This window comes from Ciceribacter sp. L1K22, from assembly GCF_017599385.1.
In the GTDB taxonomy this organism is placed as follows: Bacteria; Pseudomonadota; Alphaproteobacteria; order Rhizobiales; family Rhizobiaceae; genus Allorhizobium.
Genome location: NZ_JAGFPK010000001.1, coordinates 3,065,851 through 3,092,068, shown reverse-complemented (window position 1 = coordinate 3,092,068; position 26,218 = coordinate 3,065,851). Strand labels below are relative to the sequence as shown.

Below are 26,218 nucleotides of genomic sequence, written 5' to 3'. Positions count from 1 at the left end.
CGTCATCCAAAAAGCCGCGACACCATTGGCCTGGTAGTCTTGGACCGCTCTTCCGCCTGCTGTCTGCCGTTATGGCAGCGCTATCATCAGGCGGCGGAACGGCTGGCCTCTGTCTGGCAATAAATGTCTTCCAGCGTCTCAAGAACCTTGATGACGGACTCCGAATTGCTGGAATAATAAATTGTCTGCGCGTCGCGACGCGTCTTGACGAGTTTCTGGGCCCTGAGCTTCGACAGGTGCTGGGAGAGCGCCGACTGGCTGAGGCCGACCTGCTGTGCGAGAACGCCAACCGGCACCTCGCCCTTGACCAGGCTGCACAGGATCATAAGCCGCTTGGGGTTTGCCATCGCCGAAAGAAGGCCGGCAGCGGCTGCCGACTGTTCGGTCAAAGTCTTGGTGTTCATAAGCTCATTCTTCCCTAAAAACCGGTTGCCCACGCGGGCGAACCGCTTGCAATCAGCGTAGTACGAATGCCCGAAAGTGTACCAAGCGGCTAAAAATTGTATATGCCTAAATTTAAGGTATCGGGTATGCTGATTTAGATAAGTCTAATTTAATGTCCCTAAGGTTGTGGCAGGGGGCGCTAAACTCCCACCGGAGGGCAAAATCCCCGGAAATCAGGTCGATTCCGGCCATATCAAGGCCGCAGACCTGCCATTTCAGCGCGTTGTCGCCACCAAGGTGCCCTGCCAGTACTGCCGGGAGATCGGGTAGGTCCCCCATTAATTCTTGCAGTGTCTCGGCCTCCCGACCGGCAAATTCCGCCTGTCCAAAGTTTGCAATGATCAAGTCGTCGGCGGGCAAAATGTATGCACGGCCAAAGCCGCCGTTCAGACTTGCGCCCTGCGGGACCAACCGGAAGAAGCGAAAGTCGGGGAAGTCGATGTAGAGCTTCGACTTGGGGTGGCGGGCAAGAAAGCGGGCGCGAAGACGTGCGTGGACGTCGCTGTCACGGTCCACCGGTTCGGCGAGGCACTGGACGGTCAGTCTCGGATAGGCGAGGGGATCACCCTTGCCGGGTTCTCCGGCCAGCAGCGAGCAGCGGCTGTCGGCTGAGAGCGCGCGTGTGTGGGCCGACAGGTTCGATACGAGAATGACCGGCACGCCGTCGCTGTCTGTTGCGACCAGCACGCGGCTGACGGAGGGAAATAGCGTCTCCGGATCGACGACCGCGAGCGCCACGTAACGCGCCGCCCGCACCAATGTTCGCGCCAGGCGTCTCGCGTCCTCGTCCGTTTCGCGAATCACGGAAGGTTTGTCAGTCATCATCCCGTTCCCGGCCGCCCCGCGCCGACGTGCGCGGAACCGGTCTCAGACCGGTTCCTTGCGCCTGTGCCGCGTCAGCCCTGCTATCACTTCATTGGCGCTGATCGTGCCGATGATCGATCCGTTGTCAACAACGCCGATCGTGCCGGGTTGCCGCGCCAGCACGTCGAGGATGTCGACCAGCGGTGTTTGCGGTTTCGCCGTGCCGCTGACGGCGCCCTGGGTGGCGGCGCCCGGTGTCATCACGTCGCTCGCGGTCAGCATGTTGATCGGGTTCATGTTCTGCACGAAGTCGGCGACATACTGGTTGATCGGGTTGCTGACGATCTCCTGCGGCGTGCCGCACTGGATGATGCGGCCGCCTTCCATGATGGCGATGCGGTTGCCGATCCGGAAGGCCTCGTCCAGATCGTGGCTGACGAAGAGGATGGTCTTCTTCAGGCGCGACTGGAATTCCAGAAGCTCGTCCTGGAGGCGCGTGCGGATCAGCGGGTCGAGGGCGGAGAACGGTTCGTCCATCAAAAGGATCGGCGCGCCGGTGGCGAAGGCGCGGGCGAGCCCGACGCGCTGCTGCATGCCGCCCGACAGTTCGTTGACCTTTCGGTCGGCCCATTGCGAGAGGTTCACCAGATGAAGCTGCTCGTCGACCGTCTTCCGGCGCTCCGCCTCGCGAACACCCGCCAGTTCCAAGCCAAAACCGACGTTTTCGGCAACCGTCCGCCAGGGCAGGAGACCGAACTGCTGGAAGACCATCGAGACGGTGTGCATGCGCAGGTCGCGCAGCTTGGCAGCGGAGCACGTGTAGGGATCAACATGTCCGCCCGTCGTCCTGACGGTGACATTGCCGCGAACGACGGGCGCAAGACCGTTCACAGCGCGCAGCAGCGTCGACTTGCCGGAACCCGAGAGGCCCATCAGCACGAGGATTTCCCCTTCGTGCACCGTCAGGGAGGCGCCGGCAACGCCGAGCACCAGTCCCGTCTCGGCACCGATCTCGTCGCGCGTGCGCCCCTGGTCGATCAGTTCGATCGCCTTTTGCGGATTGTCGCCGAACACGATGTCGACATTGGAGAAAATGACGGCTTCGGTCATGTGTCTTCTCCGGGAATGCGGAAGATCCGGTCGAGGATGATGGCGAGAATGACGATGCAGAGACCTGCCTCGAATCCCCGGGCGATGTTGACGGTGTTCAGCGCGCGGACGACCGGCACGCCGAGACCGCTTGCGCCGACGAGGGCGGCGATCACGACCATCGACAGCGACAGCATGATGGTCTGGGTGAGGCCGGCCATGATCTGCGGCGTCGCAAAGGGCAGTTCCACCTTCCGCAGCACCTGCGTCGGCGTGGCACCGAAAGCCACGGCGGCTTCGACCAGCGACGGCGGGGTGGAGATGATGCCGAGGCGCGTCAGGCGGATCGGCGCGGGGATCGCAAAGATCACCGTGGCGATCAGGCCAGGCACCATGCCGAGGCCGAAGAGGATCAGCGCCGGGATCAGGTAGACGAAGGTCGGGATGGTCTGCATCAGGTCGAGCACGGGCCGAACGCCGGCATAGAGCCAGGGTCGGCGGGCACAGGCAATGCCGATCGGCACACCGACGACCATCGACACACCTGTGGCAGCCAGTACCAGCGCCAGCGTTTCCATCGTCTCCTTCCAGTAGCCCTGGTTATAGATCAGGAGCAGGCCGATCAGCGTGAACAGCGTCACGCCGAGCGAACGGCGTACCAGCCAGGCGATGGCCGTGAAGATGGCGATCATCAGAAGCGGATAGAGCGCCTCGAGCGGGCTGCCCTTGAGATACGGCGCCTGCAGAACGAAAAGCATCGCGTCGATCGACGCGTCCAGAATGGTCGCGATGAAATCGAAGAAAATCTTGAGATTTGTGGTCAGCCAGTCGACCAAAAGTTTCGACGTCGCCCCGATCGGGATCTTGTAGTCGGTGAGAAAATTCATGCGTGTCCCCGAAATTGGCGCAGAGCAAATGGCTCAGCACCCGCGCGGGAGGACGATCCTTCCGCGCGGGGCCATTTCGTCCGCTCGATCAGAGGCCGAGCTCCGACTTGACAGCTGCGAGGCCTTCGGCGCCGTCCTTGGTCGTCACGCCTGCAAGCCAGGGTTCAACGGCCGACGGGTTGGCCTTCAGCCACTCCGTGGCAGCAGCTTCGGCATCCTCACCGTCGTTCAGGATCTTGCCCATGATCTCGTTTTCCATGGCCAGCGAGAACTTCAGGTTGGTCACGAACTTGCCGACATTCGGGCATTCGGTGGTGTAGCCGGCACGGGTGTTGGTGTAGATCGTCGCGCCACCGAAGTCGGGGCCGAAGACGTCATCGCCGCCAGACAGGTAGGTCAGCTTGAAGTTGGCGTTCATCGGATGCGGTTCCCAGCCGAGGAAAACGATCGGCGTGCCATCCTGTTCGGCGCGGGCGACCTGCGCCAGCATGCCCTGTTCGGAGGATTCGACCACTTCGAAGCTGCCGAGCTCGAACTTGTTGCCGTCGATCATGTCGATGATCAGGCGGTTGCCGTCATTGCCCGGCTCGATGCCGTAGATCTTGCCTTCCAGCGCGTCGGCATGCTTGGCGATATCGGCGAAGTCCTTGATGCCGAGTTCGGCGCCCTTGGCGTTGGTGGCGAGCGTGTACTTGGCGCCCTCGAGGTTCGGACCGAAGGTCTCGACCGACTTTTCCTCGCGATAGGGCGCGATATCGGCTTCCATGGTCGGCATCCAGTTGCCGAGGAAGACATCGATGTCCTTGTTCTTCAGCGACGAGTAGGTCACCGGAACGGAGAGCACGGTGGTGGTCGGCTCGTAACCGAGAGCCTTCAGAATCACGGAGGCCGTCGCGGTGGTCGCGGTGATGTCGGTCCAGCCGACGTCGGAGAAGCGGACGGTCGAGCAGCTTTCAGCCTCCGCAGCCCAGACGGGCGCGGCGGACAGCATCAGTGTCGAGGCCAGGGCTGCAAGCGATAGTCGACGGAAAGAGGCATTGGTCATTGAGAGGGCTCCCTTGTTTTTGCTGTTCCCAAGTCAACACCTATAGACAAGATTTGCAAGCGCGACAGGCGCAAATGCGGCGAAATTGCGGTGCGGTTTGCGACGCTTCAGCGGCATTCCCCGCCGCTTTCCGGGCGGAAATCACCAGAGTTGATCATGATCAAGGTCGGGGCCGAGGCTGTCTGCTAGACCGCGTCAAGTCGTCCAATGGAGCCCGATCCTGAATTCCTCCAGAGTGGCGTCGTAACGCCCTCCAATCGGGAGGGATGCAATCGTGTGAGGAAAACGCATGAAACTGCACTGTCTCATTCTCGCCGCGTCGCTGATCCTGCCGGCGGGCGTGGCTCTTGCCGATGGCGACGCGGTCGCCGGAGCGGCCGTCTTCAAGAAGAACTGCATGGCCTGCCATACCGCCACCGAGGCCAAGAACAAGGTCGGCCCGAGCCTCATGGGCGTCGTCGACCGTCCGGTCGCCAGTGTCGACGGCTTCAAATATTCCAAGGCAATGACGGAGTTCGGCGCGGACGGCAAGGTCTGGAGTGCGGAGGAGCTGGCGCTCTACCTGCCAAAGCCGCGGGATCTGGTCAAGGGAACCACGATGTCCTTTGCCGGGCTGAAGAAGCCCGAAGATATCGCGAACATCATCGCCTATCTCAAGGATCCTGCTGCCGCTGGCCAGTAAGGGTTCCTTTCGCTTCCCGACACGGCAACGGTGGTATCCCGGTGCCGTGTTTTCGTGTGTACCACCTTGCGCGATGGCGCTGCCCTCCATATCTGCAATGCGATCCTCCGCTTTGGCGAGGCGCGGCGCTGTTCAAAGTGCCGAATTGGGATAAGGTCGCCGTGGATTTGCAAATCCTGCGGTTGCGGACAGGGTTCAGGGAGACGAGCGCATGGCTTCACTACAGTCCTTCGACAGCGAAATCGAGAAAACCCGCGGCATCGTCGACGATATGAAGACGAAGCTGGCCCAGTCCGGCCAGGTGCTCGACCAGTTCGCCAAGGCCGACACCAAGCTCGGCGACACGAATTTCGACATCGAGAACGCCCGTATCCAGGATGTGCTGAACCAGCAGAAGGTGATGGAGGCGAATATCGCCGACCTCATCATCGGCCTGGAGGACGCCACCAACGTGTTCGGCTCCGAGTTCGAGAGTATGAAGACCTATTCAGGCTATGAGAAGTTCATCGGCATCTTCTCCAAGCAGCGAGCGCAGCGCATGCGCACCGAGCGCGTCCGCAACATGTCGCTCGCCGGCAACCTGCAGGAACTGCTCGCCAAGTCCGACACGATCGTCGGTATTCTCAAGGATCAGCGTGCCGTTCTCGACCAGCGCTACAAGACCTCCGAAGCGAGCCTGATCCAGGTGATCGAGCGTCGCAAGGGTACGATCGCGAGCCTCGAGGCGACGCAGAAGAAGATCGAGACGCTCAATCCGCAACTGCTCGACATCGAAAACAAGATCGCTGCGTCCACCGACCAGTCGGAGCGCACCGAGCTCGAAGCCCAGCGCTCGAAACTCGCGACCGACTACAACGAGGCGCAGGCCAAGGAGCAGGAGCTTCTCGCCGAGAGCCAGACGCTGGAACGCTACACCTCGATGTTCCAGACCTTTGTCGATTCGCTCAACAACCAGATCGCCGCGCAGAACACGCTGATCAACAAGCTGACGATCGATACCGAACAGCGCATCGTGCTCTACAAGGCGCTTGAGGATTCGTTGAAGACCGCCGCCCAGCAGGAGGTCGCGCACCGGATCAACACGCTCGGCAGCCAGGTGGATACGGCGGCGGAAGAAACCATGGCGGGCATCGGTGCCGCCGCGCAGCGCCATATCGGCGACCTCTTGGAACTGCACGAGAAGAACATGCTCTCGACGCAGGACATCCAGCGCCGCAAGAAGCTCGCCGACGACGCGTTTGCCCGCCGCTTCCAGACGGTCATCGACAAGCACAATTCGGCGAACTACGTGAAGACGTGATGGGCTCGCGGTTGTCAATCGCTGAGGTGGAAGCCAGCCCCTCATCCGGCTGCCGCCACCTTCTCCCCGCAGGCGGGGAGAAGGGATGTGTGGCAAGGCGGTGCTCCATCCCCCTTCTCCCCGTCGAGACGGGGAGAAGGTCCCGGCAGGGGGATGAGGGGCAACGCGCGGGGAGCGCTCAATGAACGCCCCTAACGCCAATCCCACCGTCACCCACTATTTCAACGCCATCCACTCGGCCCTCGGCGGGCTTGAGATCTATCTCTCCAATCCGGATGTCACGCTTCCGGCGATGGGATCGGCGGGCGGACTGGTGCTGCCTTATGTCGAGCGGCTGAAGAATTCCTTCGCCTGCTGGGAGAACCGCATCGGCTTCACCGACCAGTTCCGGATATCGAAGGCGGAGAGCGGGTTTCCGATCTTCCAGAACGTGCTGGAGCTGGAAAACGATCGCGGCAGCGCGCCGAAACGGCTGGCGGCGATCCCCGACGCCAATGCGCTCAGGGCCGAAATCGTCGATTTCATCCTGCGGCAGAAGGAATTTCCGACCGCGCTGCAGACGCAGATGGCTGAACGGCTTTATCTCGAACAGATCGGTCGCGGTGAAATCTTCTCGCCGTTCGTGATGCCGGAGACGGTGCGCGTCACCGTCAACGAGAAGACCCGGCGACCCTACTATGTCGTCACGTGGGCCGTGTTCGACGGGACCAACACGTTGCCGATGATCTACGCGGCGGGCATTGAGGACTCGTCCGACAATGTCGCGAAGCTGCTCGTGACGCCGGACGGCAAACTCAATCCTGACGTTGATATACCGCTGCCTGTCGGCGGGTTGCTCAATCCGGAGCTGGCCGCCCGCTTCGACGATTTCGCCGCGAAGAACGGCGCCTATTCGCTGACGCCGGCGACGGTCATCGGCAATATGGACAAGGATTTCGAGACGCTGCACCCCAAGCAGATGAACCGCATGGTGCTCGGTCCCTTCTACGCAGCCGGTATCACCGAGAACAACGGTCGCGTCACCGACATCCTCACACGAGTCAGGAAGCCGGAAAACGCCTGGGTACTCACCTGGACCATGCAGGAAATCTTCTCCAAGACAGAGCGGCCGGCGCAGAAGGGCTTCTTCTCCTCCACACCGGCGATCCAGGAGTTCCACATCGAGACCGGCGATCTCGAAGCGGCGCGCATGGGTGTCTCGGCCTACCAGAAGCACGCCCTGGTGCCGCATGATGCCTACCAGGCGCTTTATGCCTCGGGCGAGGCATCCTCGATCTTCGCCGGCTACAAGGTCCATGTGATTTCCGGCAGCAATGTCGTGAGCGAGGTCTGAGCATGAACGGGTTGAACGCGGGGCTGACGACCATCCACGAGGACGAGATCGCCAAGCACCTCGCGGTCGCGCAAGGGCTGGTAACCCGAACCGTCGTGCTCGATCCCGGCGACGGGCAGGGCGCGACGCTGGCCGGCACCGGGCGACGCTTCGTGCCAACGGTGTCTACAGGGTCGGTCAAGCGCACCCGCGAGATCGAATTGCAAAAAACGATCCAGTCGGTCCGCCCCGCTGATCCGCTCTTGTCGCCGCAGCAGCATGCCGTACTTTACCGCGCCAGGCGCGGCGCGCAGGTGGCGCTCGCGGTGTCCGACGTCTTCGCCCGCCAGACCAACCTCGAACAATTGCAGGCGCGCAATCGTGCCGCACCGCTGGCCGGCGCCGAGGCCGAACAATTCAAGGCGCTGCTGTCGGCGTGCGCCTATGTTGCGGCATTCACCTTCGCCGCCTACCTGCTCTCGACCCTGACCGGCGAGAGCGAGCCCGCGAACGATACCAAAGAGCCGGATTTCCTGTTCGACACGCCGCAGGATGCTCTGAAGAGCCTGATCGCGGGTCTTGATATGGCGCTTTCCGGTGCTCCAGATGATACCGGCCTTTTGATACGGGCTCGCGCCTTGGCCAGGGTGACGATCGACGGTCTGATCGCCCGCAAGGCGCGCTTCACGGGATTGTCCGCCTTCGAAAACACCCATATCCGCATCGAGTCAGACGACTTCACCCTCGACGGGTTCGATGTCGCACCCGGCGCGCGGCGCAAGCCGCTGTCGATGACGTTTCGCAAGCCGGAAGAGGTCGTCGGCAACCACATCGCCAAATACCAGTCGATCAAGCTCGCCAAGATGCTGATGGCCTATGATTTCGAGCGGCAGATGAACCCGTTCGTGGAACTCGGCGGCTTTCTCTTCACCTTCATCGGCGACGGCATGCCGGGTACGGGCAAGACGACGCTGATCCAGATGATCGCGGGGCTGCTTCACGACTACTGCCAGGTGGCCGGCTATGCCTTCCACTACGAAAATTTCGGCGTCGACCAGATTTCCTCCTATCAGGGCAAGTCGGGGCAGAACGCCAAGGAATTCGTCACCAACGTGCTGAACCCGAAGGCGATCGGCTTCGGCACGATCGACGATGTCGACCAGGTCACCGCCAAGCGCTCCGACGACCGGGCCTCGTCCGGCCAGCACGAAGTGACGGCGGTCCTGATGGAGAGCTTCGCCGGCGCCTCCACCGTGGTGCGCGGCAATGCCAGCTTCGGCATGTTCTCGAACTTTCCAGAAAACGTCGACGATGCGCTGCGCCAGCGCGCCGGCGCCCGCTGGCTGGTCGATGGACCGCAGACGCAGAACGACTATGTCGATATCTTCGCGCTTCTGATTGGCAAAAACCACAAGATCCCGCTCGGCGAGCACGCGCTCTTTGCCGACCAGGAGATCAAGCGCGCGGTCGCCACCTCCTACGGCCAGCACGATCGTCCGCAGGAAGAGGGGCTCGCTGCCGTCTGGCAGCGCTTCGAAAAGGCGAAGGGCAGGATCGCAACGCTCGCCGACATCGGCGCCTATTTGCACGAGATCAAGCTTGCCGAACCGCGCTTTACCGGCCGTGCCATCAAGAACATCACCGACGCGATCAAGATGCGGGCGATGGACATGGAGCTGCCGGACGACTGGTTCGAAACGCCTGAGGTCTTCCTGCGCAAGTCCTACGACAAGAAGAAGGCGATGATCGAGGAGCTGCGTGGCCCGATCACCATGGAGATGGTGCTGCAGGAGATCAATCGCTACGCCGACAGCGAATTCCGCTATGCCGACAAGTCCGACGACGCGGCCGTGACAGAGATCATCAGGCGCGAGAAGCAGAGGGAGAGGGCGGTATTGGAGATCGAGGGAATGAAGAGAGAAGGGCGCTGGTAGGGTCGCGGTTTTGCACGAATTCGCCCATTGCGAATTTTGTTGATGGTCGCTGGAGGGGGCGGTATGGTTGCGAAGCAGATCATATTCAGCAAGCAGGCGAGCCAAACTTTGGCTCGCATTCCCGTGAACGAGCGTCGCCGCATAACGAGGAAGATCGAACAATATGCCGAAGATCCGCGATCGCAGGCAAACAACGTCGTGAAGCTGCAGGACCGCCCGGGCTACCGCCTGCGGGTCGGAGACTGGCGTGTTATCTTTGACGAATACGACAATGTTCTTGATATTCAAAAGATCGCGAGCCGCGGAAGTGTCTATTAACGGGGTAAGAACATGGGTGTAGCAACACGCTTCAAGACGCCGAATGGCGAAGACATGGTGATACTGTCCCAGGAAGACTACGAAGCTCTCGTCGAGGCTGCCGAAATGCTTGAGGACGTGGCGGCCTATGATCGCTTTAAGGAAAAGCTCGCCAAGGGCGAGGAAGAACTCATCCCGGCCGAATTCGTCTACCGGATGATGGATGGCGAAAGCCCCGTGCGCGTGTGGCGCGATTTCCGGGGGCTTTCGGCCAAGGACCTTGCCGCCACCGCCGGCATCAGCGCGACCTATCTGTCGGAGATCGAATCGAAGAAGAAGGAAGGCAGCATTTCGTCGCTCAAGAAGATCGCAAGGGCGCTGAAGGTCGATCTCGAGGACCTTGTCGCCTGGAGCGGCAACGACGAACCCGATACCAGCGCGTCACGAGAGCCCCTGTCTTATGAACCGCCTGCTTGAAGCCGAACTGATCTACGGCCGGCTGCTGCCGGTCACGGAGCCGCATCTCGTCGACCGCTACAACAAGGCGCTGACGCGTTTCGGCCTGCCGCCGACGGCGCTCACGGAATTCGACATCGACATGACCGGCTTTTCGCCTCAGGTGGCGGACGAACTCGGCGATAAGGACTATCTCGACCCGAAGCGCGTCAATCGCCGCTTCATCGTCATGACGCCCGAGCAGGAGAACCTGCCGGTGGTGCACACGAGCTTTTCCAACACGGCCGGATTGATGCACGAGTTCTTCACCGCCAATGCGCGGTCGATCAACGCGATCACCATCAAGGATGCGATCTACGGCGAGATCGAGGACAGCGTTGCCGAGGTGCGCACCCTTGAAGATCTGCTGTCGATCAACGAGGTGCAATTCCGGGTGCTCTCGGCCGAGGATGTGCTGGGCAAGGCAACAGAGCTTCGGCGGCTCGCCGATCGCGTCGAGACCGAGGCGGATGCCTGGCGCGACGATGCGCTCTTGAACCGCATGGTGGAACTGGCGAAACTCACCGGCGACATCCGCCAGAACGAGCTGGTGCCGGACAAGCTGGTCTTCCGCCACGATGCCTTCTGGGCCAATCATTTCGGCGGTGTCTACGTTTTCGTCGACGACCGGACGACGACTGTCATCTGCGATCCCTCGGCGCCGGGGTTCCGGCGGTCGCGACCGTGGCAGGTCAGCTACATCTCGATCAACGACCGGGAAAAGATCTTCGATTTTCTGGCAAGCACCGGCCGCATCGAGATGCCGCGCGCAAGCTGGGTCGAGCAGTCCGGCCTCTATCGTCACCGGGCCGAAATGGCGCTGATCGCGCTCGTTCGAGATCTCGACCCCGAGGCCGATCTATCGCTGGTGGACACCGTCTGGCTCCAGGCGTTCGCGCAGCGCAATGCCGCACGGATCGCGGAAGATGGCACCTATCCATTCCTCCAGGAAATGATCCGGCAGCTGGCGGCGACGGGCAGCATCCGTCTTGCCCAGGTGCCGGCGGAGCGTCGTTTCCTGCTCGTCAGGCCCAAGCCCGGTCATCCGGACCAATGGCTGACCGGGCGGCTGATCGCGCAGTTCAACCCCAGCGACTTCGTGTCCCGTTTCGTTTTCGACAAGCAGGGTTTCTACTTGGCCTATGAAGGCTTCGGCGAAAGATTCAGGGACTATGTTGTATCGCGCCTGAGCTCCACTTATCTGCAGGACAAGAGAGGCTTCAGGCAACGCCTCTATGCCATAGGAGACGACACAAATGCTTGACCCGGTCATCGCGTTCTTCCAGCGCGTCTTCGCCGCCTTCGGGCGCGGCGTCGGTCTCGTCGTCGCCTGGCTTCTCTGGCCGTTCATGGCCGCCCACGGCTGGTATCAGCGCCGCAACTGGCTGATCAAGGGACCGATCATCCTCGTGCTTCTGGTTCTCGTGATCTTCTACGGACTGCTGTTCTGGCGCACCCAGGTCTGGTACGGCTTCAACCCGGAAATGGCGTCAGGGTATAATCTCAATGAACGCACGGTCGCCGCGGGCGAACCCGTCGCGGGGCAGGCGGGTGTGTGCCAGAATTCGGCGATCGTCACGCTGGCCGCCGATCTGACCGACATGAACGTCAACCAGAACGTCTGGATTTCCTCGACGCTGCTCTACAAGACGGGCCTGTTCGGCATGGACTGGGACAATACCCCGTTCTTCGACAACAAGGCCTCCTTCCAGCGTGGTGTGAACCAGGTCGTGCGGCGCGTCGGCATCGAGCTTGCCGACAATCTTGGCCGTGTGCGCGGCACCTCCGGCATCAACAACGATCTCCAGGACGCGCGCGGCAACATCCAGTTTGACGAAGGAACCTGGTATTTCGGCACCAATCCGTTCGGCTTCAAGACACCTACGCCGAGCTTTTACCGTGCTGCTGTCAACAGCTGGCGCAAGTTCAACTCCGATCTGGAGCTCTGCAATGCGGTCTTCGACGCGCGCGCGGACAACCTGATGCAGCTGCTCGACCGGATGGCGAGCGATCTCGGCAATACGTCGGACATTCTGCGGCGCCGGTCGGAGGAATATAACGCAGGCTGGTTCGATACCCGCGCCGATGACCGTTTCTGGTTCGCCTACGGGCAGCTCTATGCCCAGTATGCGATTCTGCAGGCGGCGAAGGCGGACTTCAGGGACGTCATCAGAGAGCGCAACCTGACCTCGATCTGGGTTGAGATGGAGAAGCAGTTGCAGGCGTCGCTGCGCATTCAGCCGGCGATCATCTCGAATGGCTCGGAAGATGGCTGGATCATGCCGACCCATCTTGCGACCATGGGCTTCTACATCCTGCGGGTACGGTCGAACATGGTGGAGCTGCGGGCGGTGCTCGACCGCTAAGGGCGGTCAGGGCTCGTCGAATTCCGATGCGAAAGCGATCGTGCGAAGGCGCTCGAAAAACTCGTAGGTGATGCCGACGATCTCGCCGGGCGTGCCCTCTTTTTCCCTAAACTTTCCAACGGTGCGGACGAAGCGGTAGGCGCCTTCCGGACGCTTCACCCTGTATATGTTGTGATATATCTCCTTGTGCGTGCTGGCACGCTCGAAGGAGGTCATCAACAGTGGCAGGTCATCGGGGTGGATGTGGTCGCGGAACTCCAGCAGGTTCATCGGACCCGTTTGGTACTCCATGCCAAAGATCGTGTAGACGTCGGGCGTCGCGAAGAAGTGGCCGGTCTCGAGATCGATCCGGAAAAAGCCGTACAGCCTGAAGGCGGTCACGAGTTCGATGATATCACGTGGGGTGATGCCGACGGCGCTGCCGTCCTGAAACGTCTTGCTGTCGATCTGGTCGTAGCGGATCGGCAAGGCACGACCTCTTCCTCTGGTTCATCGTGACGAGGGCTACATGCTTTACTTTAAGCTTTAGTTAATTAGCTTGAGGCGAATAGCCTTAGCAACCAGTTGTGTGCGGTTGACGCAATCGAGCTTGCGGATCGCATTCGTCATGTAGGCGTTGACCGTGTGGTCCGAGAGCGAGAGGATTTGCCCGATCTCGACCGAGGTCTTGCCCTGTGCTGTCCAGCGAACGACTTCCAGTTCCCGTGCCGACAGCGCCACCGGAATGGCGATCTCGGACCTGCGCATGCGGTCGAACATGTCGAAGGCATGGATTGTGATCATCGAGAGTTCGTTGATCTCCTGCTGGCATAGATCGCACCGATTTCCGTCGTAACGCACCAGGAAACGCGTGGAATCGATCGAGTTCAGCGGGAAGACCATGCCCATCTCGATGCCGAAGCGGCGCCACAGATCGGCCATTTCCGGCGGGCAGTCGTAGGAGAGGGCCGGATCGCGCGATCCGATGCGCCAGCCCTGCGGCAGGATCGAATTGCTCATTCGCGGCAGAAGAGGGCAGGAGCGTAGGAAGTGGTTGCGATCGAACTCCCTGACAAAGGCGCCCGGGATGGTGCTTTCGTGCACAAGCGGCGACAGAAGGATGTCGTTCGGACCCGGAGCCGTGAGGATGCTCGCGTATTCGAAGCCGAATTCGCGCACAACCCGCCCCATGACCTGCATCAGCGCCGCTCGTGTCTCGGTTTTCGAGATGTCGGCGCTTAGCAGCGTTTGTCGCTCGTCGATGATCATCCGCAAAATCTAAGTTGACCAATGGAGAAGTGTTTAAGCCTACAAATATATCAATGACAAGGGACTGCCGGAATTTTTCGCACGATCAGCGGGATGGCAGACCGTCCACATTTGACACGTGGTAAAGAGGCCGCAAATTTCCGCCTCCGGCTGGAATTATATGCAACTCATGGTGGCGTTTTTCGTGAGGTCCGCCATTCTGCAATCTCCCTGGGATAAGAGGCCGAGAATCGCTGCGCTGAGGTCTTCTCCGTAGCGTAGTCTCCCTGATACAAATCGCCTGCTTGCGGAGCGGCAAGCAGAGACTGTGCCGCCGAGAACCGCATGCCAAACGGCAAACGCCGCGCCCTTTTCCAGCGCGGCGTCCTTCTGCGGATGGATGTCCGTTCAGAACGTCTTCGAGATCGAGACCTTGAAGGTACGGCCCGGTTCGCTGAAGTAGTCGGCCGATGCCGTCGTGGTGCCATCCGGCACGCTCAGGGCATCCCAGTACTTCTTGTCGAACAGGTTGAAGACACCGGCCTGAACCCTGAGGCCGGATACGTCGACATCGGCGATGCGTTCGGGCGTCCACCAGATGGTGGCGTCGACCACGCCGTAGCCCGGTGCGACGAAGCCGTCGGTGACCTTGTCGCGCTTCGATGCCATCGTCACCGACACGTCGGTGCCCCAGGTCTCGGTGAAGTAGCCGAGGCCGACGATCGCCCGCATCGGCGCAATCGAGTCAAGGTAAGCGCCGGTGTCGCGATCCTCGCCATAGGTCCAGGCGAACGAACCCCACGTGCGCCAATTCGGCTGGAAGACCCATTCGCCGGCGATTTCGACGCCGTAGATCTGGACGTTGTTGAGGTTCTCGTAGCCGGTGACGCCGCCGACCGGGTATTCGCCGCCCGGAGGGGCGAGCATGACGGTATCGATGAAGTTCTTGTAGTAGTTGTTGAACACCGTCGCGCCGACGCGGTAGTCGCCGCCGTCATATTTGGCGCCGATCTCGAAGCCATTGCTGGTTTCGGTATCCAGGTCGGGATTGCCGATGCGGGCGTAGGAGCCCGGCGCGCCGAAGTTCTGGTAGAGCTCTTGCGCAGTCGGCGCGCGGAAGCCGCGGGCGTACTGGGCAAAGACCTCCAGTTCCGGCGTCACCTGGTAGGCGAGGCGCAGTTTCGGCGAGAGGCCCATGTCGTCGGTGGATTCGAGGAAGGCCGGGTCGTAGTTCGGATTGTCCTCGTAGGCCGACGTGGACTTCGGATTATGGCTGTACCAGTCGAAACGCAGGCCTGGCGTCACCGTGAGGCGGTCATCCATCAGCTTGATGTCGTCCTCGACGTAAAGGCCGAAGATGTAGCTGTCGACGTCAGGCATGTCTGACGCGTTCGAGTGCAGCATGCGGCATGTCTGCGGTCCGAAGAACTGCGGGATGGTCGTCCAGTCGACGTCGGGGCAATTGTCCTCGCCGGCGGAATACTGGTGCGTCTGCTGCCAAACGAACTCGCCGCCGAAGCGGAACTCGTTGCTGACGCCGCCGATATCGACCTGTTTGGCGGCATTGCCGGTGATGCCGTAGCTTGTCTGTTCGATCATGTTGTCGCGTGAATAGGCGCCCGACGGATAGCCGTAGAAGAACGGGTCGCCCGGAATGATGAAGCCGCGGGCATCGGGCAGGCGGATGCCGCTCGTTGTGTTGTTGATCCTTTCCTTCTGCCAGTAGGCGATCAGGCTCGCGGTATCGACGATCGAGCTGTTGTCAGGCGCGACGTAGTCGTAGGAGGCCGAGATCCGCTTGCGGTCGGTTTCCTCGCCGCCCTTCAGCGTGCCTTCCTCGTAGTTGGTCGCGGTGGTGCCGCGCATGTTGTCGAAGTCTTCGTCGCGGTTGAAGATTTCGCCGGTCAGGCCGATGCGGTGGCCGCCTTCCAGATACTGGTGGAACTTGACGAGCAGGTTCTTCTGCACGAAGTCGCCTGGATTGGCCTCGGTGCGTGTGGAGTTGTAGCCGCCGACATCGCCTGATGTCTCGGTCTCGTGGCCCTTGGTGTAGCCCCCCTGGACCATGAACCATGTGTCGCCAGAGCGTGCCGCCGCCGCTGCGTTGCCGCCGGTGCTGTCGTTGGCGCTGTCATAGGTCGTCTTCGTCAGGGCGCCGAAATTCTTGCCGTCCTCGATCAGGTCCTCGGGGTTCAGTGTCCGCAGTTCAACGACGCCTCCGAGGGCGCCCGAGCCGTAGCGACTGGAGTCCGCGCCCTTGGTAATGTCGACCGACGACAGGCTGTCGAAATCGAAGGCGTCGCCGCCGCCCACGGCTGAATCGCGTGGGTCGGTCAGCCACGGCAGGCGAATGCCGTCGATCGTGGTCAAGACGCGGTTGTCCTGCAGGCCGCGCAGGTTGACACTGCCGCTGGCGCTGTCGAAGTTCACGCCCGCATCGATACGGCGGGCAAAATCCTTGTAATCGGTGACCATCTTCTGCTGCACGACGGCGCGGTCCGTGGTCTGGGTTTGCGGTGCCGTTGCGCTGGTGCCGGTTTGCGCCTGACCGTCCACGGTGATGGTATCCAGAACCGTTCCCCCGGCCTGCTGCGCATCCTGCGCGTATGTCGATCCGGTGAACGCGACGACGAGCGCGACCGCTGTCCCATTGAGCAGCCGCGTGCGCGGTGAAAGTCCCCACTTCATACTGATGTCCTCAAAAAAGAGCGCCCTTCGCCCAGGGGCGGGATGCGCCTGATTTCGATGTGCCCCCTGCTGCGTTGCAGCGGTCGGAAACCAGAGTTATTAAATCATGTCAAAAAGAGTCAAGTTTAAAGGTGATAAAAACAGTCAACATTTAAGCCTGTGCTTTTTTGGTCACATTGACGCCATGGTTCACAGTTCCCACGACAGACCGGTTTGGCTATCAATGGCGGGTGTGTTGGAGGAAAAGCACCCATGGACATCAAATCGGATATCGAGATTGCCCGTGTCGCCAAAAAGAAGCCGATCACCGAGATCGGCCAGCGGCTCGGCATCTCTCATACGGATCTTATCCCCTACGGCCACGACAAGGCCAAGATCAGCCAGGAGTTCATCGCCGGGCTGAAGGACCGGCCGGACGGCAAGCTGATCCTTGTCACGGCGATCAATCCGACGCCGGCGGGTGAGGGCAAGACGACCACGACGGTCGGTCTCGGCGACGGACTGAACCGGATCGGCAAGAAGGCGATCGTCTGCATCCGCGAGGCCTCGCTTGGGCCCTGCTTTGGTGTGAAGGGCGGGGCGGCCGGCGGCGGTTATGCGCAGGTGGTGCCGATGGAGGACATCAACCTCCACTTCACCGGCGATTTCCACGCCATCACCTCGGCCCACAACCTTCTTTCAGCGCTCGTCGACAATCACATCTACTGGGGCAACGAGCTCGGCATCGATACGCGCCGCGTGACCTGGCGGCGGGTGATGGACATGAACGACCGGGCGCTGCGCGAGATTGTCTGCGCGCTCGGCGGCCCGGCCAACGGCTTTCCGCGCGAGGCGGGCTTTGACATCACGGTTGCTTCGGAGGTCATGGCGATCCTCTGTCTGGCGCGCGACCTCAAGGATCTCGAAAAACGGCTCGGCGACATCATCGTCGGTTATCGCCGCGACAAGAGCCCGGTCTTCGCTCGCGATCTCAAGGCCGACGGCGCGATGGCGGTGCTGCTCAAGGATGCCGTGCTGCCGAACCTCGTGCAGACGCTCGAGAACAACCCGGCCTTCGTGCATGGCGGACCGTTCGCCAACATCGCCCATGGCTGCAATTCCGTCGTCGCCACGACGACGGCGCTCAAGCTCGCCGATTACGTGGTGACCGAGGCCGGCTTCGGCGCCGATCTGGGGGCCGAGAAATTCTTCGACATCAAGTGCCGCAAGGCGGGGCTGAAGCCCGCCGCGGCGGTCATCGTCGCCACAGTGCGCGCGCTGAAGATGAACGGCGGCGTCAAGAAGGAGGACCTCGGCACGCCCAATGTCGAGGCGTTGATCAAGGGCTGCGCCAATCTCGGCCGCCACGTCGCCAATGTCCGCAAGTTCGGCGTGCCGGTGGTCGTCGCGATCAACCACTTCATATCCGACACCGAGGCCGAGGTCGCCGCCGTGAAGGAGTATGTCGCGCGTCTCGGCTCCGACGCCATTCTCTGCCGCCACTGGGCGGAGGGTTCGGCCGGCATCGAGGAACTCGCCCTCAAGGTGGCCGAACTTGCCGACAGCGGCCAGTCTGATTTCCGCCCGCTTTATCCTGATGCCCTGTCGCTCATGGAAAAGATCGAGACCGTGGCCTCGAAGATTTACCACGCCGGCGAGGTGACGGCCGACAAGGCGGTGCGCGATCAGCTGAAGGCCTGGGAGGCGCAGGGTTACGGCGACCTGCCGGTCTGCATGGCCAAGACGCAGTACTCTTTCTCGACCGACCCCAACCTGCGCGGGGCTCCGGAAGGCCACTCGGTCCATGTCCGTGAAGTCCGGCTGTCGGCTGGCGCCGGCTTCGTCGTCGCGATCACCGGCGAGATCATGACGATGCCCGGCCTGCCGCGCTCGCCATCGTCGGAGCGGATTTTCCTGAATTCCGACGGAGAGGTTGAAGGCCTGTTCTGAGGCGGTTTTCGTCTCTTCTTCTCTTCGAGATTACCGGGGGCATGCGGCCTTGCTGCACGTGCCCCTGGAACCATTCCCCCGGCGATCGGTTAACGGCAGGGACAAATCTGCAATTCCGACCGCGCGAGGACTTCATGAAAACCGACCTGACGATCAACGGCGTTCGGCGACCTCTTACCGCCGATCCCCGCACCTCGCTGCTTGATGCACTGCGGCATCATCTCGGCCTGACCGGCACGAAAAAAGGCTGCGACCACGGCCAGTGCGGCGCCTGCACGGTCATCGTCAACGGCCGGCGTATCAATTCCTGTCTGACGCTCGCCTGCATGCATGACGGCGACGAAATCACCACGATCGAGGGCCTTGGAAGCACTGGCGACCTCTCGCCCCTGCAAACGGCCTTCGTCGAGCATGACGGTTTCCAGTGCGGCTATTGCACGCCGGGCCAGATCTGTTCCGCCACGGCGATGATCGAGGAGGCGAAGGCCGGCTGGCCGAGCCACGTGACCGAGGACATCGCCGCCGAACCGGAGCTTTCCGACGCCGAGATTTCCGAACGCATGAGCGGCAATCTCTGTCGCTGCGCCGCCTATCCCAACATCGTCGATGCTATCAGAGGCGTGGCGAAGGGAGGCGACGCATGAGGCCGTTCGACTACCAGCGCGCGGCGGCCCCGTCCGACCTTTCGTCCGCCGATGCGGCTACCTCGATCATCGCCGGCGGCACCAATCTTCTCGACCTGATGAAGCTCGAGGTGATGACGCCGGAGCGGCTGATCGACATCAACCGGCTCGACCTCAAGTCCATCGAAGAGACGGAAGACGGCGGCCTCAGGATCGGCGCGCTCGTCACCAACAGCGATCTTGCCGCCGACATGCGCGTGCGCCGCCGCTGGCCGGTGCTGTCGCGGGCGCTTCTTGCGGGCGCCAGCGGCCAGCTGCGCAACAAGGCGACAACAGGCGGCAATCTGCTGCAGCGGACGCGCTGCTATTATTTCTACGACACCGCCATGCCCTGCAACAAGCGCGAGCCGGGCTCCGGCTGCGGCGCGATCGGCGGGGTGAACCGCATCCATGCGATCCTTGGCGCCAGCGACCACTGCATCGCCACGCATCCGAGCGACATGGCGGTCGCCATGCGGGCGCTCGGTGCCGAGGTCGAGATCCGCGGCCGCGACGGCGAAAGCCGTCGCCTGCCGCTTGGCGAGCTCTACCTGCTGCCCGGCGCCACGCCCGAACGGGAGACCGTGCTTTCCGCCGGCGACCTGATCACATCCGTCATCCTGCCTGGCCCCGTCACCGGCCGGCAGGTCTATCGAAAGGTGCGCGACCGCGCATCCTATGCCTTCGCGCTGGTCTCCGTCGCGGCCATCGTCGACGTGAAAGACGGAACGATCGCGCGGGCCGACATCGCCTTCGGCGGCCTTGCGCCGATGCCGTGGCGGGATGCCGCCGTCGAACAGGCGCTTGTCGGCCAGGCGCCGTCCGAGGCGGCGTTCGACGCGGCGGCCGATGCGCTGCTCGCCGACGCCAAAGGGCAGGGCGGGAACGATTTCAAGATCCCGCTCGCCCGACGCACCCTCAAAGCCGTTCTTCAGGAGGCTACCCGATGACCCGTCACATGAAGATGGACGTTCCCGATACGCGCCGCCGGCTCGATGATATGGCGCAGGGTGCGCTGGGCCTGCCGCTCGATCGCCCCGAGGGGCCTTTGAAGGTGTCGGGTGCCGCCCCTTATGCAGGCGAATGGCAGGACCCTGATCTCTGCCACGGCGTGCTGGTGCGCGCCCCGGCAACGAAGGGTCGGGTCACCGGTATCGAAGCCGCCGCGGTCGAGGCGATGCCGGGCATTCTGGCCGTCATCAGCGACAAGCGCATGCTGCGCAATCCGGCCCAGGGCATGGCCAACGAGGCGCCGGTGCAGGGGCCGGAGGAGATCGCCTATTTCGGCCAGCCGGTGGCTCTTGTCGTTGCCGAGACCTTCGAGCAGGCCCGCCATGGCGCGCAGGCGCTGACGCTGACCATCGAGCGGGCCGCGGACGCCGTAGTCGATCCCGAGGCGGTGGAGCCCGAAGTGCCGGAGAAGAAGCAGTCGTCGATGGGCGATCTCGATGCGGCTATGCGCGATGCGACCCACAGCATCGACGTCACCTATACGACGCCGCCGCATTCCAGCGCGCCGATGGAGCCGCATGCCTCGATCGCCCAATGGCATGGCGACCGTCTGACACTGCGCGGCAGCTACCAGATGCTGAAGTACAACCGCAACGAACTCGCCGACAGTCTCGGCATCGCGCCGGAGAAGGTGCGCATCCTGTCGCCCTATGTCGGCGGCGGTTTCGGCTCCAAGCTCGGCATCGCGCCGGAGGCGGTGGCGGCGGCGATTGCGGCGCAGAAGCTCGGCCGCCCGGTGTCGGTGACGATGACCCGGCCGCAGGTGTTCGAGGCGACCATGCGCCGGTCGGAAACCCGCCAGCGCGTGCGGCTTGCCGCCGATGCCGAGGGTCGACTGACCGGCATCGGCCACGAGACGCTGGTGTCCAGCCTGTTCGACGAGAGCTTCTCCGAGCCGGTGACCCAGGCAACGCCCTTCATGTATCGCGGCGAAAACCGCGTGATCGGTCACCGCATCGCCCGGCTCAACCGCACCTGCGCCGGCTCGGTGCGGGCGCCGGGCGAGGCCGTCGGCGTGACGGTCTTCGAAAACGCCATGGACGAGCTCGCCCATAAGGCCGGCATCGATCCGGTGGAACTGCGCCTGCGCAACATTCCCGACGAGGACCCGTCGAAGCATATCCCGTTTTCCTCCCACAAGCTTGCCGAGGCGCTCAGCGAGGGCGCCCGAGCATTCTGCTGGAACAGGCGCAAGGCCACGCCCGGCCAGGTGCGCGATGGCGAATGGCTTGTCGGCATGGGCATGGCCTCGGCCTTCCGCGTCAACATGCTGCAGGAGGCCGAGGCGCGCGTGCGGCTCAATCCCGATGGCACCGCCGAGGTCGAGACCGACCAGACCGATATCGGCACCGGCACCTATGCGGTACTGACCCAGATCGCCTGCGAGATGCTCGGCCTGCAGCCGAAGCAGGTGACCGTCCGCCTTGGCGATACCGACCTGCCGCCCGGCTCCGGCTCCGGCGGCTCGTTCGGCGCGGCGTCGAGCGGCACCGCCGTGTTCCTCGCCTGCGAGGAGATCCGCGAAAAGCTCGCCACCGCCGCCGGCTGCGCGGAGGCCGACCTGACGCTGAAGGACGGCATGGCGATTTCAGGCAACCGCCAGCGGCCGATCGTCGAGCTGCTGGCCGGTCTGCCGCTGGAAGCCAGGGGCCATATCGAACCCGGCGACATCGCCTCGAAAGCCCGCCAGGCGACCTATGGCGCCTATTTCGCCGAGGTCGCGGTCAATTCCGTAACAGGCGAAACCCGCGTGCGGCGCATGACCGGCGCGTTTGCCGCCGGCCGCATCCTCAACGCCAAGACCGCCCGCTCGCAATGCCTCGGCGGCATGATCTGGGGCATCGGCATGGCGCTGACGGAGGAACTTGCCCACGACCCGCGCGACGGCCACATCGTCAACCACGACCTCGCCGAATACCACATCCCCGTCAACGCCGACGTGCCGCAGATCGAAGTGATCCTGCTCAGCGAACGCGACGACCACGCCAACCCGCTGCAAGCTAAGGGCCTCGGCGAACTCGGCATCTGCGGCGCGGCGGCCGCGGTGACGAACGCGATCTTCAACGCGACGGGGGTGAGGGTCAGGGCGTATCCGGCGACGCTGGAGAAGGTGATGGCGGGGATGTGAGGTGGGCCAACGCCCACTCAAAACAGCGCAAAGTGCGGAAGCATTCCCCTTTTTGAAAGCGTGTTCATGCTTCTCGCTTGATCGGCGGTCGCTTCACTTTGGCTTCCAGCATGGCGACGAAGGCGGTTACCTTTGGTGGGCGAAACCGGGCGGCGGGGTAGACCGCGTGGATGCCGCCGGATGGCAGGGACCAGTCGGGCAGGACCCGAACGAGTGTGCCGCGCTGCAACGGCTCCGCGATGAGATAATCCGGCAGTACCGACAGACCCCCTCCGGCCAGCGTCGCGGCAAGCACGGCCGGCGTCGTGTTGATCGTCATCGCCGATCGCATGCGGACGGTGCGACGGTCGAAGTCGGTGCGCGAAAAATGCCAGACCAGCGGTTCGCGCAAGGCGCCGTTGGCGATGAACGGCTGCTGGTCAAGGTCCTCGGGGCCATCGACGGAAAGCGTCCGGGCGAAATCCGGTGCGGCAACGAGAAACTGGCGGAATGCGCCGATCCGGCGGGCCTGCTGGCTGGAATCGTCGAGCCAGCCGACCCGGATCGAGACGTCGATGTGATGGGTGATGAGGTCAACCTTGGCGTCCGACAGGACGAGGTCGACCGTGCAAGCTGGGTAAGTCCGGCAGAACTCCGCGACCAGCGGCGCGACGGTCGATGTTCCGAAGTCGTTCGGAGCGGCGATCCGCAAGGTGCCCATCGGGCTCGCCGTGACCTCGGCGACCTCTCCGAAGGCATCCTCGGCTTCGCGCAGGATGATGACGGACCGCGCGTGCAGCAAACGGCCTGCCTCCGTCGGTTCGACGCGGCGGGTCGTTCGAAGGAGAAGGCTGGTCCGCAAATCCGCCTCCAGCCGGGCCACCTGCTGGCTGACGACCGTCTTGGTGATGCCCAGCCTCTCGGCGGCGCGGGTGAACGAGCCGGCGTCGACGACCGCGACGAAATAGGCGAGCCGATTGAGATTGATCGCTTCCATGCGTGAACCCAAATTGTAAGCCAAAGGCATACAGTGAGTATAATTGGTCGCTATAGTCGGCGCAATCGCGATCGCATATCTGTTGAGCCACACAACAAGGGACAACCGTTATGCAGATCACCTATCTTTTCGATCCTCTTTGCGGCTGGTGCTACGGCGCCGGTCCGGCGCTGGAAAAGCTGGCGGACATCGACGGCGTGACACTCAGTCTGGCACCGACCGGCCTGTTCGCGGGTGAGGCGTCGCGTCCGATGGACCGGCAGTTCGCCGCCTACGCCTGGCAGAATGACCAGCGCATCGCCCGGCTGACGGGCCAGCCTTTTACAGACGCTTATCGCGAGAATGTTCTGGGCGCATTGGACGGCCTGTTTGACTCCGCGCCGGCAACACTCGGCCTCGTCGCGGTCGGCCTGACGGAGCCGGCACGCGAGCTTGAAGCTCTGAAGGCGCTGCAGCGTGTCCGTTATCAGGATGGTCGCGACAATTCTGACCTCGCTGTGGTTGTCGAAACCCTCGATGCAGCCGGCTTCGCCGAAGCCGCCCGGCGCGTTCGCAACCCGGACGAGGGTTTGCTTGGCGCTTATCGTCACCGGATTTCCGCGGCGCGCGCCGAGATGGCCCGCTTCGGCGTCCAGGGCGTTCCTGCCCTCATTGTCGACGACGGCGCGTCTGGCCCGCGGCTCGTCCATACGAGCGTCCTGTTCGGTTCTTTCGATGCTCTGGCCGCCCAGTTGCGCGCTGCCTGAGGCGTCGCTGATCTCTGATCCCAAACTTCAACAGACCCCTGACACATTCCACTTTATGGAGAGCAAAAATGTCTAGCAATACGTCCTCGAAACTGACCTGGAAACATTTCCCCGCCGGCCAGACCGGCTTCTTCCGCGCCCCTGTGCTGCTGGAAGGGCCGACCGAAGCGCTGCTTATCGATGGCGGCTTCACCTATCCGGACGGGCGCGCGCTCGCCGAGGCAATCAAGGCGACGGGCAAGACGCTGACGACCATCTATGTCAGCCAGTCCGATCCGGACTACTATTTCAGCCTGAAACCGGTCCGCGAGGCCTTCCCGAACGCCAGGGTGATCGCCGCCTCCGAAACAGTTGCCGCCATCAACGGCAATGTCGAGAAGAAGCTGGCTGTCTGGGGGCCGCAGCTCAAGGAAAATGGTCCGCAGACGCTCGCCGATATCGTGCTGCCCGAGGCCTTCGACGGTTCAGACCTCACGGTTGACGGTGAAACGGTTGAAATCGTTAGCGCGGAAGGGCTCGCGAACCGGCGCTATCTGCGCGTTCCCTCGCTCGATGCCGTATTCGGTGGCGTGCTGATCTTCTCAGGCGTTCATGTGTGGACCGCCGACACGCAGAGCAAGGAAGCCCGCGCCGCCTGGGTCGCCAACCTCGACAGGATCGCCGACCTGAAGCCATCGGTCGTGGTGCCCGGCCACCTTGAGCCGCAGGCCGCGATCGACCTCTCCGCCGTCGCGCACACGAAGGCCTATCTTCTCGCCTTCGAAGAGGAACTGGGCAAGGCCGCCGACTCTGCCGCGCTCAAGGCAGCGATGGAAGCCCGCTTCCCCGGTCTCGGCATGGGCGTTGCGCTCGACATCGGATCGAAGGTTGCTACCGGCGAGATGAAGTGGGGCTGATATGATCAGCAATCTTGACCTGATCCGTGCGACCTACGAAGGCTCGTCGGAAGAGAACGGCCGAAACCTGATGGCCGTTCTTCATCCCGATGTAGAGTGGACGGAGGCGGAAGGTTTTCCGTATGCCGGCACCTATGTCGGCATCGATGCCTTGATGGCGGGCGTCTTCGCCCGCCTCGGTAGCGAGTGGATAGACTACCGCGCCGACGTCCAAACCTACCTTGCCGATGGTGACCGCGTTGCCGCCTTTGGCGTCTACTCCGGCACCTACAAGGCGACCGGCAAGCCGATGCGTGCGGCCTTTGCGCATCTCTACGATATCGAGGATGGCAAGATCCGGCGCATGACCCAGTATGTCGACAGCGTCATGGTGGCGAAGGCGCTTTCCTGACCTCAACCAGCTCCACCCATCACCGGCAATACCGATACCCACCCCGCCTTTCCATCACATCCAGATGCATATGGTCCTGGTGCGTGGCGTCGCTGCCGGGGGAGAGGACGGTCGAGAAATAGAGGCAGGCGAAGGCGTTGAGGGCGCGCTGGAAGGCTGAGGCGAGGTCGGAGTCCTCGGGCTTGGCGATCACCATGGCAACCGAGCCCTTCTCGAAGTCGAGGCCGGCGATGTCGACGGCGTTGCCGCGCGCGTGTTCGGAAATCTTGCCCTCCTCGGCGCTGTTGCGCTTGCGGCAGACATAGCCGGAGGCCTGGCGCACGGTCTTCAGCGCTCCCAGGCCGGCGAGGCCGAGACCGGCGGCGGGTTCGACGAAATCGCGGGTCATGCGGGCGAGCTGCAGCACGGTCTCGCAGCGCGCGGTCAGTTCCGGCTCGACCGTCACGTCCGATGACAGCGTCGTCGCGGCGATCGGTTTGTCGATGCCGCAGCCGACGCCGTCATCAATGCGCGGCAGTTCCTTGAACGTCACCCCCATTGTCTTCAGCGCGCCGATGCAGGCGCGGTAGGCCTCTTCGTCCTCCTTCTCCACCGGCGGGGCCGGGGGCGGGGGAGGCGGTGCGGGCGGCTTTGGCGGGCCCTGCATCTCGGCCGGCGGCTCTTCGGCAGTGTTGTCTGCCTCGGGTTCTACGTCCGCCGGCGCTTCCTCCGGCTTCTCGACCGGCACCGGAACCTCCGCCGGCGCCGCCTGTTCGGCCTCCACAGGCGCTTGCTCCTCCACCGGCTTCGGCAGCGGCACCGGCGGCTCGGCGGGGATCGTGTCGGGAGCGGCGAGCGCGGGAAGGGCGAAAAGGGCTGCGGCCAGCGCAAGACGTGTCAGCAAAGGTCCGGTCTCCGTTTCGGGCGTTC

General features: G+C 62.8%; 25 protein-coding genes. 15 read left to right on the top strand and 10 right to left on the bottom strand.

The window, feature by feature from the left end; translation table 11 throughout:
* Window positions 1-86: 86 nt before the first annotated feature.
* The 5 genes from J5J09_RS15355 to J5J09_RS15335 form a co-directional block, all read right to left on the bottom strand.
* Complete coding sequence (locus J5J09_RS15355; RefSeq protein WP_208551902.1) at window positions 87-404, bottom strand: metalloregulator ArsR/SmtB family transcription factor; 318 nt, start codon at window positions 402-404, stop codon at window positions 87-89.
* 112 nt (window positions 405-516) lie between these two features.
* A complete protein-coding gene (locus tag J5J09_RS15350; RefSeq protein ID WP_208551900.1) occupies window positions 517-1,266 on the bottom strand; it encodes a pyridoxamine 5'-phosphate oxidase family protein in 750 nt (249 codons plus the stop codon).
* A 45-nt stretch (window positions 1,267-1,311) separates the two neighbouring features.
* Window positions 1,312-2,358 carry a choline ABC transporter ATP-binding protein gene (gene choV / locus J5J09_RS15345; protein WP_208551899.1) on the bottom strand — a complete coding sequence of 349 codons (1,047 nt, stop codon included), beginning with the start codon at window positions 2,356-2,358 and terminating at the stop codon, window positions 1,312-1,314.
* Window positions 2,355-3,224, bottom strand: coding sequence for a choline ABC transporter permease subunit (choW, locus tag J5J09_RS15340; RefSeq protein WP_208551894.1), 870 nt, complete (start codon window positions 3,222-3,224; stop codon window positions 2,355-2,357). Before choW ends, choV begins: the two co-directional genes overlap by 4 nt.
* 88 nt (window positions 3,225-3,312) lie before the next feature.
* The gene (locus J5J09_RS15335; protein ID WP_208551888.1) at window positions 3,313-4,269 is read right to left on the bottom strand and encodes a choline ABC transporter substrate-binding protein; all 957 of its coding nucleotides are present in this window, start codon (window positions 4,267-4,269) and stop codon (window positions 3,313-3,315) included.
* 289 nt (window positions 4,270-4,558) lie between these two features.
* On the opposite strand from J5J09_RS15335, the gene J5J09_RS15330 reads away from it, so the two are divergent.
* The 8 genes from J5J09_RS15330 (at window position 4,559) to J5J09_RS15295 (ending at window position 12,655) form a co-directional block, all read left to right on the top strand.
* A complete protein-coding gene (locus J5J09_RS15330) occupies window positions 4,559-4,951 on the top strand; it encodes a c-type cytochrome (RefSeq protein ID WP_208551886.1) in 393 nt (130 codons plus the stop codon).
* A 211-nt stretch (window positions 4,952-5,162) separates the two neighbouring features.
* A complete protein-coding gene (locus tag J5J09_RS15325; protein WP_208551885.1) occupies window positions 5,163-6,251 on the top strand; it encodes a hypothetical protein in 1,089 nt (362 codons plus the stop codon).
* A gap of 181 nt (window positions 6,252-6,432) precedes the next feature.
* A complete protein-coding gene (locus J5J09_RS15320; protein WP_208551884.1) occupies window positions 6,433-7,584 on the top strand; it encodes a hypothetical protein in 1,152 nt (383 codons plus the stop codon).
* Window positions 7,585-7,586: 2 nt separating this feature from the next.
* Entirely contained in the window at window positions 7,587-9,497 is a 1,911-nt protein-coding gene (locus J5J09_RS15315; protein WP_208551882.1) for an AAA family ATPase, read from the top strand.
* A 63-nt stretch (window positions 9,498-9,560) separates the two neighbouring features.
* Window positions 9,561-9,815, top strand: coding sequence for a type II toxin-antitoxin system RelE/ParE family toxin (locus J5J09_RS15310; RefSeq protein WP_208551879.1), 255 nt, complete (start codon window positions 9,561-9,563; stop codon window positions 9,813-9,815).
* A gap of 12 nt (window positions 9,816-9,827) precedes the next feature.
* A complete protein-coding gene (locus J5J09_RS15305) occupies window positions 9,828-10,271 on the top strand; it encodes a helix-turn-helix transcriptional regulator (protein WP_208551877.1) in 444 nt (147 codons plus the stop codon).
* Window positions 10,255-11,553: a DUF6638 family protein gene (locus J5J09_RS15300; RefSeq protein WP_208551875.1), complete on the top strand. Its 1,299-nt coding sequence runs from the start codon at window positions 10,255-10,257 to the stop codon at window positions 11,551-11,553. Before J5J09_RS15305 ends, J5J09_RS15300 begins: the two co-directional genes overlap by 17 nt.
* Complete coding sequence (locus J5J09_RS15295) at window positions 11,546-12,655, top strand: DUF2333 family protein (RefSeq protein ID WP_208551872.1); 1,110 nt, start codon at window positions 11,546-11,548, stop codon at window positions 12,653-12,655. Before J5J09_RS15300 ends, J5J09_RS15295 begins: the two co-directional genes overlap by 8 nt.
* A gap of 6 nt (window positions 12,656-12,661) precedes the next feature.
* On the opposite strand, the gene J5J09_RS15290 is transcribed toward J5J09_RS15295, so the two are convergent.
* From J5J09_RS15290 to J5J09_RS15280, 3 genes are all read right to left on the bottom strand, one after another.
* A complete protein-coding gene (locus J5J09_RS15290; RefSeq protein ID WP_208551869.1) occupies window positions 12,662-13,123 on the bottom strand; it encodes a PAS domain-containing protein in 462 nt (153 codons plus the stop codon).
* 57 nt (window positions 13,124-13,180) lie between these two features.
* Window positions 13,181-13,903: a LuxR family transcriptional regulator gene (locus J5J09_RS15285; protein ID WP_208551868.1), complete on the bottom strand. Its 723-nt coding sequence runs from the start codon at window positions 13,901-13,903 to the stop codon at window positions 13,181-13,183.
* Between the two features lie 387 nt (window positions 13,904-14,290).
* Window positions 14,291-16,570, bottom strand: coding sequence for a TonB-dependent hemoglobin/transferrin/lactoferrin family receptor (locus J5J09_RS15280; RefSeq protein WP_208551867.1), 2,280 nt, complete (start codon window positions 16,568-16,570; stop codon window positions 14,291-14,293).
* A gap of 252 nt (window positions 16,571-16,822) precedes the next feature.
* On the opposite strand from J5J09_RS15280, the gene J5J09_RS15275 reads away from it, so the two are divergent.
* The 4 genes from J5J09_RS15275 (at window position 16,823) to J5J09_RS15260 (ending at window position 22,300) form a co-directional block, all read left to right on the top strand.
* Window positions 16,823-18,499 (top strand): formate--tetrahydrofolate ligase, encoded by a 1,677-nt coding sequence (locus tag J5J09_RS15275; protein ID WP_208551865.1) that lies wholly within the window; start codon window positions 16,823-16,825, stop codon window positions 18,497-18,499.
* 134 nt (window positions 18,500-18,633) lie between these two features.
* The gene (locus J5J09_RS15270; protein ID WP_208551864.1) at window positions 18,634-19,143 is read left to right on the top strand and encodes a 2Fe-2S iron-sulfur cluster-binding protein; all 510 of its coding nucleotides are present in this window, start codon (window positions 18,634-18,636) and stop codon (window positions 19,141-19,143) included.
* Window positions 19,140-20,111, top strand: a complete 972-nt coding sequence (locus J5J09_RS15265) for a xanthine dehydrogenase family protein subunit M (protein ID WP_208551863.1) — start codon at window positions 19,140-19,142, stop codon at window positions 20,109-20,111. Before J5J09_RS15270 ends, J5J09_RS15265 begins: the two co-directional genes overlap by 4 nt.
* Window positions 20,108-22,300, top strand: coding sequence for a xanthine dehydrogenase family protein molybdopterin-binding subunit (locus J5J09_RS15260; protein ID WP_208551862.1), 2,193 nt, complete (start codon window positions 20,108-20,110; stop codon window positions 22,298-22,300). The genes J5J09_RS15265 and J5J09_RS15260 overlap by 4 nt, the downstream gene beginning before the upstream one ends.
* Before the next feature lie 64 nt (window positions 22,301-22,364).
* On the opposite strand, the gene J5J09_RS15255 is transcribed toward J5J09_RS15260, so the two are convergent.
* Window positions 22,365-23,276 carry a LysR family transcriptional regulator gene (locus J5J09_RS15255; protein WP_208551860.1) on the bottom strand — a complete coding sequence of 304 codons (912 nt, stop codon included), beginning with the start codon at window positions 23,274-23,276 and terminating at the stop codon, window positions 22,365-22,367.
* A 110-nt stretch (window positions 23,277-23,386) separates the two neighbouring features.
* Here J5J09_RS15255 and J5J09_RS15250 point away from each other — a divergent pair, with 110 nt between their 5' ends.
* The 3 genes from J5J09_RS15250 to J5J09_RS15240 all read left to right on the top strand — a co-directional run bounded on the left by J5J09_RS15250 (window position 23,387) and on the right by J5J09_RS15240 (window position 25,309).
* Window positions 23,387-24,022 carry a DsbA family protein gene (locus J5J09_RS15250; protein ID WP_208551851.1) on the top strand — a complete coding sequence of 212 codons (636 nt, stop codon included), beginning with the start codon at window positions 23,387-23,389 and terminating at the stop codon, window positions 24,020-24,022.
* Window positions 24,023-24,090: 68 nt separating this feature from the next.
* On the top strand, window positions 24,091-24,918 hold the full coding sequence (locus J5J09_RS15245; protein ID WP_208551840.1) for an MBL fold metallo-hydrolase: 828 nt from the start codon (window positions 24,091-24,093) through the stop codon (window positions 24,916-24,918).
* Between the two features lies 1 nt (window position 24,919).
* Window positions 24,920-25,309 (top strand): nuclear transport factor 2 family protein, encoded by a 390-nt coding sequence (locus J5J09_RS15240; RefSeq protein ID WP_208551838.1) that lies wholly within the window; start codon window positions 24,920-24,922, stop codon window positions 25,307-25,309.
* Between the two features lie 19 nt (window positions 25,310-25,328).
* Here J5J09_RS15240 and J5J09_RS15235 read toward each other — a convergent pair whose 3' ends face one another.
* The gene (locus J5J09_RS15235) at window positions 25,329-26,192 is read right to left on the bottom strand and encodes an extensin family protein (protein WP_208551835.1); all 864 of its coding nucleotides are present in this window, start codon (window positions 26,190-26,192) and stop codon (window positions 25,329-25,331) included.
* Between the last annotated feature and the right edge of the window lie 26 nt (window positions 26,193-26,218).